Below are 8,666 nucleotides of genomic sequence, written 5' to 3'. Positions count from 1 at the left end.
GTTGCTAGATATAGCTTTGAAAAGGCCTTTATAGCTAGTGAGTTCCAGTCTGCGAGATACTTCTTATCAGCCTCCGGCCTCGGCTTCCTAGAGGATCTATACTCATATAGCTTTGCCTCTATCTCGCTATAGATCCTCAGAGCCTCCTCATACCCAACCCTAAGCCTTCTAGAGAGATCCATAGGCGTCATAGCCCTTATAGGGAGCATCTTACCATCTATAAGGGCTGTTGGTGTCCAGCCATATATCTCCTTAGCAAGATCCGCAAGATCCTTTCCGAGCGCCTCCACAAGCTCCTCCTCACCCCAGAGATATGTAGCACCCTCAACCCCTCCAGCCTCAGCATCTAGGGATGAGTAGAAGAGACCCTCAGAACCCCTCATATTCTCTAGAAGGAAATCAGCTGTCTTTCTAGCTACAACAATATATTCTATAGAGCCAGTAACCCTATAGAGATCCACTAGGAGCTCTATGATCTGTGCGTTGTCATAGAGCATCTTCTCGAAATGAGGTATCCTCCAACCCCTATCAACTGTATATCTGAAGAAACCCCCGCCCAGATGATCGTGGAGCCCCAGCCTTATCATCGAGTTTGCTGTCCTCACAACCATTCTCAGAGCAGCATCATCACCCCTTCTATACCAGTATCTCAGGAGGAAGGCTAGGTGGGATGGCATTGGGAACTTCATAGAGGATCCGAAACCCCCGAAGACAGGGTCGAAGGATGCTGAGAGCTCTGTATAGGCCTTTTCAAAGGCATCTCTAAAACCGATCTGGGGTTTCGAAGGTGTTGGTGATAGATAATCCGTAACCGCTCTATGTATCTCCTCCGCTGCCTTGAATATCTTCTCCCTATCCCTCGCCCATAGATTCCTTATGATATTAAGGATCTCTATAAGCCTATCCCTTGGAAAATATGTCCCAGCATAGAAGGGCCTTAGATCAGGGGTTAGAAAGACTGTGAGGGGCCAGCCACCTGTGCCTGTTATCGCTATAGCTGCGGTCATATAGATCTCATCCACATCAGGCATCTCCTCCCTATCAACCTTCACAGGAACATAGTAGGTGTTGAGGATCGCAGCAACCTCGGGGTCTAGGAAGCTCTCTCTATGCATCACATGGCACCAGTGGCATGATGAATATCCTATGGATAGGAAGATAGGCTTATCCTCAGCCCTAGCCTTTCTAAAAGCCTCCTCACCCCATGGATACCAATCAATAGGATCGCAGGCGTGGATCTTGAGATACCTGCTTCTAGACGATGCAAGCCTATTGGGCCTCTGACATATATATAGCTCTTGCTCCCCAGCCAACTCTATCCCTATCTAATAGCTATCAGAGCTTATATCGAGAACCACAGCCATAGTCTAGCTAGGGGATGTCTCCTCCCACCACCTGGGCTTCGAGAGGATCTCCTCGAGATCCCTCCTAGTCAGTATATAGATCCCAAGCCTATCATCTATGTTGAAGTATTCCGCAACAACATATCCCTCTCTATTCACATAGTACTCCAGAGCCTCTCTAACACCCAGCCTCCACCTAAGAGCCTCATCCACATTCACATCCCTCAGCTTCGAGATGCTCCTCGGTATATATATGGCAACCTCCTTGGAAGAGGATCTTCTGAAACCCTGGAACCTAGGGAGATCCCCTATATATTCAACCACATACTCCAGCCTAACATGCTTTAGAACCTCCTCTAGAGAGGGTCTTCTCAGCCTCTCAACTCTCTCAACAACCCTAGGAGATCTGATCCACCACTCAGCGACAAACCTATCAGTCGGCATACCCCTATTAATACTATCATCGAGCTCACCATAGTAGTTCTCCTTAAAAACCCTCACAACAACGCCAAGCTTATTCACATTGAAATATGCATTTAGACTCTGCAACGGATCGAAAGTCCATTTTATAAGATCAAAACCCATTCTAAGCACATAATCCCTCTGAGCACTCTTAAGCATAAACCCAACCCCACTGTACTTCCTATCCTCAACAACACCAGTCTGATGGCTATAGAAATAGGGCTTGGGAGCAGCATGAACCGGGAAACCCCAGGAGAAGCCAACCAGCCTATCCCCATCAAAGGCACCCAATACCAAGCCACCATTCTCAGCCACAGCCTTGAGAACATGGGCTGGGGTTATATCATAGCAACTCGAACCCCAAGCACTTACCTGGACATCTACAGCAGCCCTTAGATCCCTAGGATCACTTATAACCCTGATCCTCAGCAACCTACCCACCAACAAAACAAAACCAGAGAGGAATAAAAAGCAGAAACCCTGAGAAAGAGTATCTGAGGAGGATCATATGGTGATCAGCTAAGAAGCCAGGAATAAATATTAATCCCCTTCTAGTCTTATTTTGTTTGGAGCTGTTCTTGAGGATCTATATGACTATCTGGTTTCTGATCTTGTTGGTTCTATCTATACTTATTCCTTTCCATCCCGTGGCTTATGCATCTAGCTGTGGGTATGTTGATGTCCCAGCTGTGGAGGGTCAGAGTGGTAGGGGTAGTACTGTGAGGGCTACAATATGTGTTTCCCCTGGTTCTGGGGTTGTTAGGATCTATGGTGTTGAGAGGGTTGAGAGTGATACGCTTGTATCTATCTTTGCTGCCTATGTCCTGGCCCAGATATATTCTGGGAAGAGCTTCTCATCCACCGATCTGTCTCTCTATTTTGGTAGGAATGTTGAGGATGTCTCGGGCCCCTCAGCTGGTGCTCTTCTAACATATGCATTCTATAGCATACTTGAGAAGGGATATATAGATTCGAGGGTCTCTGGCACCGGGGCTATAAATCTCGATGGTAGTGTTGAAGCTGTAGGGGGTATTCCCCAGAAGCTCTCGGCTTTGAGGAGCCTTGGCTATAGATCTGTTTTTCTGCCTGTTGTGAACTATATACAGTATCTACGAACGATTAGGGCTGGGTTCAGCGATCTAAGTGTGGTTCCACTCGGAGGGATAGGATCTATCCTCAATATCTCCACAGATGCAGAGGCCCAGCCTCTTCAGAATAGCTCTCTAGAGAATATCGATAGGATCTCTAGGGCACACTCGGAGATGCTTAGAAGCATTGTGTCAGATCTTTTGGAGATATACATGAGTAGGGTGGCTGATAGAGGATCACAGAGCTATAGAGAGGCATCAGCCCTCCTAAATATAGCATCTATATCACCTCCCCCCGAGGGCTATCCCTCTGTTAACCTCTACTACCTAGCCCTTGTCTCCATAGCCCAAGGGATTATCCAGGGAGATCTGAGGGGTTATGGAGCTACCCTTGTTGACAGGGCTGCCGAGCTATATAATAGAAGTATGGTGCTTCTGAGAAAAATATTCACAGATATACCTAGAAACCTAAGCATAAACCAATATATACTATATATACTCATTATAGAAAGAGCTGTGGATCTTATAAGCTATTCGAACCAGGTTAAAGCCTATATATCGAGCGGTGATAGAAGTGTATTAGCCTCTGCGGCTGGGCAGATATATGGGAGATCGCTTTCGATAGTCTATTGGGCCGATCTGCTTGGGAATCTCACAAAGACAGGTGGGGGTGTTAGCCTTGGAGATATATATGTATCTTCGCAGAGGCTTCTAGAGATCTTCGGTATATCGAATCAAACCCAGAGCATATACACAGCGTTGGCAAACAACCTGGGAAGGGAAATAGATCTCGATGGGCTGAGAATGCTTATCCCAGCATATACCCTATATAGCTATCTAAGAAACTACTCAGCATCTATAAGGGCATCAACAATCAGCCAGATACCGCTAGGTAGCCAAGAAGCCCAGAGCTATGTGGAGACACTCATAGATAGGGGTTATATGCAGCCCCAGAGAACCATAGACTCGGCTCTACTTCTAAACATGTATAGATTCTCAACATGGGCTCTCAAAGTAATAGGAAACATATCCCCAGGATCGCAAACCCCTATCCCCCAGACACTCGTATCCTCGCTAATAGCTACAAGCTCCTCAGCATCAACCCTAAACATGCTAGCACTAATATATAGTGGGAAGGCATCGCCACCGAGATCCATAGAGCTCGCCGGACCCTCCCAACAGCCCCAGCTAAGCAGCCAAGGTGGGGGAGGTGGTGGGGGCCACTACTATGTACTAGTATCAAATATACTCACAGCAATATCCATTATAACAGCCCTCATAACCTCTATAATAGCGGTAACATCATCCAGGGCTAGAAGGGTGCAGACTCAAAAAACTAACAACCAGCCTAGCTAGATCTCTTCTCATACCCAGAGAATAGGATGTAGAATAGGGAGACGGATGAGGATCCTATTAACAGCGATAGGTATATGGGAGCCTCTAGAAGCCCTGCAGATATGAAATACCCAGTAACAGCTGGTGTGAAAGAGCTCGAGAGATTCATTGAAAGGGCTATCACCGTTGATGCTGATGCCCTCTCCGAAGGATCTACAAGGCCTATTATAAAGGATCTCAGGATCGGGTTTGGCATGCTTAGAAGCACAATCATAGATGCATATAGAAAGCCAGCAACAACGAGATCTTTTGTAAGCACCATGGGGATCAATAGGGAGAAACCGATACCCTGGAGAGCAACAATAGAGCCCACAGACCCGAGCCTCCTAGCTATGGCTGGTGAGGCTAGAAATGCAAACATAAGCACGAATTGAGCAATAGCATATATATATGAGATCACACCAACAGACGCCCCATATCTCGTGTTTAGCCAGAGAGAGAATATAGATCTGCTTATAAGGCCTGTAGATAGTGAGAAGAGAACCCCATATATAATCCCCCTTATAATTACATACCTCGATCTAACAGGGAGAACTAGGGAGGGTCTAGCACCGCTGGGATTGCCTGTCGAGGCAACAGCTATAGAGAAGAGCAGGATTGAGGATGATATGAGGGCCAAACCCGTGAGAGCGATTGTTGGGAGATATTGATACCAAGTAGCAAACCCTAGAGAGGCTAGATATGATGGTACCCCACCAGCTAGGGAGCCTAGAACACCTGCGAGTGAGTATATAGATGCAGCTACGCTGAAGAGAAGATTCCTCCTCTCAGGTGTTGGAGCTATATCAGCTAGAATCGCTGTTATAGATCCACCGTATAGGGCAGACCCCATACCCCCCACCACTGCTAGCAAGAATAGATAGTAGAGATTAATGGGATATAGATATCCAAGCATCACAAGCCCCCCAAGGAGAAGCCCTAGAGAGGCTATCCTCTTCCTACCATAGGTATCAGCTAGAATCCCAGCTGGCAGTAGAAGGGCTATCGTCACAATAGATGTTGTGGATAGAAGCAACCCAACCTCGCCTGGGGAGTATCCCATGCTCTGAAGATATATCCCGAGGGCAACATCCTGGGCTGAGACTGAGACTGCAACCAATGCCTGGGCGCTCACAGCCTTTCTAGCATTAGCATCGAGTTGGAAATAACCCTTGAGACTATTTATGAGGCTGGAAAGAGCATTCCTCGAGATCTTCTCGCCCAGATGCCCTCAATATAGATGCTTCAAAAGCTTATATATTACTCTACGAAGAAATAGTAAAGCATATAACAATGGTGTCTACAAGGTATCTACTTAATATTTATATAGAAAATAATGTTAAGTAGAAACTATTGCTGATACCAGCACTATAAAGGGTCTAGCCCAACTAAGGGTCTAGGGCTATTTATTGAGAATATCAGCTGCTCTTATAGCTAGGGATGCGCAACACCATAGGGGATGGGGCTTAGGAAGTAAGATCCTCGAGATACTCTCGAGAAAACCATTCGCTGTTATCGGGCATAGAGGTGCTTCTGGGCTAGCACCGGAGAACACGCTTGCCTCTTTCTCCAAGGCTATAGAGGTGGGCTCTGATATGGTTGAGCTAGATGTACAGCTAACCTCAGATGGTGTTGCCATCGCCCTGCATGATGAGGATCTAAAGAGGGTTGCCGGCCTCGATATAAATGTTAGGAGGAAGACCTATGCAGAGATATCCAGCATAAGGATTAGGGGGGAGCCGATACCAAGGCTGGAGGATGTTCTGAGACTCTGTGTCGAGAGGGTAGGAGTTTTAATAGAGATCAAGGTATCTGGGGATGAGGGATATGTGATAGACACCATAAAATCCCTTGGAGCTGTGGACTGGGTAGCTATTATAAGCTTCAGCGAGGAACCCCTTAGAAGGGTTAAGAAGGCGATGCCATCAATACCGGTGGGTATCATATATACACAGCCACCAGGTAAGATAGTTGATGCTAAGAGGGAGGGGTTCGAGATGGCCCTGCCAAGATATCCACTAGCAACCCAAAGATCTATAGAGCTAGCCCATAGACTAGGGATCAAAGTTATTGCATGGACAGTAAACGATGAGAAATGGGTTAGAGAACTAGCATCAAGAGGGGTTGATGGCATCACAACAGACTACCCAGATATGGCGGTTAGAGTTAGAGAGAACCTATCAAAATCTAATTCTTAGAAGGGTTTGAAAACCATTATATATAGCATTAATAAATAGTAAGCAGTGAAAACAGGTGTTAGAAAACTAATTAATCTAAATAGAACTGAGACTACACATGTATTCGCAGAGCGATATGCCACTATGAGGTGTAGAGCCTCTATAAATCCTAGAGGCAACACTATAATCGATGATATATATGCCCAGCTAGGCCAGCCGATAATAGATGCCATTGAAACGCCGGAGGCGTAGAGCCCGACGGCTGAGACAGCCTCTAGATATACGAGCCTAAGATATGATTTTACGGCTTCACAGCTCGGCGATGATCTAAGCACTATATATCCCCCGAGGGTCAGGGCTGACCATGCTGCGAAGCATGTTAGATGGATCATTTTGAGCAATCCATAGAAGCTGATCATAAAATCCCTAACATCGTATCATTCCAACGGGGATAAAACCACATAGATCTATATGCTTCTAGCACAATAACCAAAACATCTAGTCCTAGGTCTTTAAAAGGGGGCTTCGATCTTAGAGGTTGGGATAAGCCTCAAGGTTAGCTAGTTCTATTTAGATCGGGTTTTTGGTATAATAGCTATCGAGGGTAGCATCTAATTAGGGTTGGGCTTTGTACCTCACTAAGGAGGAGGAGAGGATCTATTCCGGTGAGGCTGGCTGGGTTCTTGAGAAGGCTATGAAAGTGGTTGTCAAGGTTGGGGAGGCGTTGGGTGCTGATAGGCTTATCCCTATATCCCATGCCCATATCTCTGGGGTTGGCTATGCCAATATAGGGGAGGCGGGGCTATCCCTTCTAAGAGATCTATATTCGGGTGGTGCTAGGTTCTCGATATATACAACTGCGAATCCAGGTTCTGTTGATGATGATAGCTCCCACTACTTCAGCTATGGAGAGGGCTTTATAAGGGGGCAGAGGGAGGTTCTAGAGATATTCAGGGCTATGGGTGTTAGGGCTTTCACATGCACACCATACTACTATAGAGAGCCGAGGCCCGGGGAGATCCTTGCCTGGGCTGAGAGCAATGCCGTGCTTATTGCTAACAGCATCTACGGTGCTAGGAGCAATAGGGAGGGGGGTCTTCTAGCCCTTTTCGAAGCCATATTGGGGAAGACCTATAGGGCGGGGCTTCTTGTTGATGAGAATAGAAGGCCGCAGATAGCTATAAAGGTGTTAGCCAGGGTTAGAGGTCTCTCAGGCTTCGGAGCCTTGGGCCTTGTGGTGGGTGAGATAGCTGGAGAGAGGATCCCATATGTGGAGGGAATTAGATTCTCAAAGCATGAGGAGGTCAAGGGCTTCCTAGCGGCTGCGGGCTCGAGTGGTGGGATGGGGCTCGTTCTGATCGATGGTGTTTCGCCAGAGGCTGGGAGGATCTCTAGGGAGGTTCTGAGAGGTGTTGAGAGGGTCTCTATAGATGATAAAGATCTTTCGAGGGCTGTGGAGGAGCTCTCATGTGAGGATATAGATGCTGTCCTCATAGGCTGTCCACATGCTTCTGAGGAGTTGATAGAAGATCTAGCTAGGATGATCGTTGAAAGGGGTGTTAGAGCCTATAAACCTGTCTGGATCTTCACCTCCCACTATGTGTATGAGGAGCTATCTAGAAAAGGGGTTATAGATCTCCTCACATCAAGAGGGGTCAAGGTTTTTGCAGGGATATGCGGCGTTATATCTCCTCTGGCTAGCCTTGGGTATAGATGTATAGCGACACCCTCGGCTAAGGCTGCATTCTATCTGCCTAAGCTGGCCTCAACTAAATATATATACATGGATCTCCCGGAGATCGTTGGAAGGTTTTTTAGATAGAGGATCATATGTTTATTAGCCTCCATAGGTCATAATATTGTTGGCTAAAGCGGTGTAAACGATATATGGTCGGCTCCGGTAAAAGCCCTCTGATCTTTCTATTCTCCGTAGCCCTCAACTCGATCCAGGCTGGTTTGAAGCTAGTAGCATTCATGCTCACAGGCTCGCTAGCTGTGTATGCTGAGATGCTCCACTCAATCAGCGACTCGGTTAATAGCCTCGTGCTATATATGGGGGCTCTTCTAGTGAATAGAAAGCCTACACCGAAATACCCCTTTGGATTCGCGAGATTCCCATATATAGCTAGCATAATATCTATCTCCATATTAGTTGGTGCTATAGCTAATAACATATTCATCCAAGCCTATGAAGCGCTTCACGGGGATACAAGGATATATGG

At 46.6% G+C, this 8,666-nt stretch carries 8 protein-coding genes; 4 read left to right on the top strand and 4 right to left on the bottom strand.

Annotated elements, in window-relative coordinates; genetic code table 11:
- Both QXE01_09945 and QXE01_09940 read right to left on the bottom strand, forming a co-directional pair.
- Positions 1-1,313, bottom strand: a 1,313-nt coding sequence (locus QXE01_09945; GenBank protein ID MEM4971555.1) for a thioredoxin domain-containing protein, incomplete at its 3' end; no start/stop codon positions are given.
- Positions 1,314-1,367: 54 nt separating this feature from the next.
- Positions 1,368-2,237: a hypothetical protein gene (locus QXE01_09940; protein MEM4971554.1), complete on the bottom strand. Its 870-nt coding sequence runs from the start codon at positions 2,235-2,237 to the stop codon at positions 1,368-1,370.
- 158 nt (positions 2,238-2,395) lie between these two features.
- On the opposite strand from QXE01_09940, the gene QXE01_09935 reads away from it, so the two are divergent.
- Positions 2,396-4,249: a S16 family serine protease gene (locus tag QXE01_09935; protein MEM4971553.1), complete on the top strand. Its 1,854-nt coding sequence runs from the start codon at positions 2,396-2,398 to the stop codon at positions 4,247-4,249.
- On the opposite strand, the gene QXE01_09930 is transcribed toward QXE01_09935, so the two are convergent.
- Positions 4,242-5,402 (bottom strand): MFS transporter, encoded by a 1,161-nt coding sequence (locus QXE01_09930; protein MEM4971552.1) that lies wholly within the window; start codon positions 5,400-5,402, stop codon positions 4,242-4,244. The genes QXE01_09935 and QXE01_09930 overlap by 8 nt on opposite strands.
- Before the next feature lie 274 nt (positions 5,403-5,676).
- Between QXE01_09930 and QXE01_09925 the strand changes: the two genes are divergently transcribed.
- Positions 5,677-6,465 carry a glycerophosphodiester phosphodiesterase gene (locus QXE01_09925; GenBank protein MEM4971551.1) on the top strand — a complete coding sequence of 263 codons (789 nt, stop codon included), beginning with the start codon at positions 5,677-5,679 and terminating at the stop codon, positions 6,463-6,465.
- Here QXE01_09925 and QXE01_09920 read toward each other — a convergent pair.
- Positions 6,462-6,863: a hypothetical protein gene (locus tag QXE01_09920; protein ID MEM4971550.1), complete on the bottom strand. Its 402-nt coding sequence runs from the start codon at positions 6,861-6,863 to the stop codon at positions 6,462-6,464. The two genes, QXE01_09925 and QXE01_09920, sit on opposite strands and share 4 nt — an antisense overlap.
- A gap of 209 nt (positions 6,864-7,072) precedes the next feature.
- Between QXE01_09920 and QXE01_09915 the strand changes: the two genes are divergently transcribed.
- Both QXE01_09915 and QXE01_09910 read left to right on the top strand, forming a co-directional pair.
- Positions 7,073-8,266, top strand: a complete 1,194-nt coding sequence (locus tag QXE01_09915; GenBank protein ID MEM4971549.1) for an aconitase X catalytic domain-containing protein — start codon at positions 7,073-7,075, stop codon at positions 8,264-8,266.
- A 65-nt stretch (positions 8,267-8,331) separates the two neighbouring features.
- Positions 8,332-8,666: cation transporter (locus tag QXE01_09910; protein MEM4971548.1), on the top strand; the 335-nt coding region annotated here is incomplete at its 3' end.

The sequence above is a fragment of the Sulfolobales archaeon genome, assembly GCA_038897115.1.
Classification (GTDB): domain Archaea; phylum Thermoproteota; class Thermoprotei_A; order Sulfolobales; family AG1; genus AG1.
The sequence above is the reverse complement of the archived record's forward strand: the minus strand, read 5'-3'. Positions and strand labels throughout refer to the sequence as shown.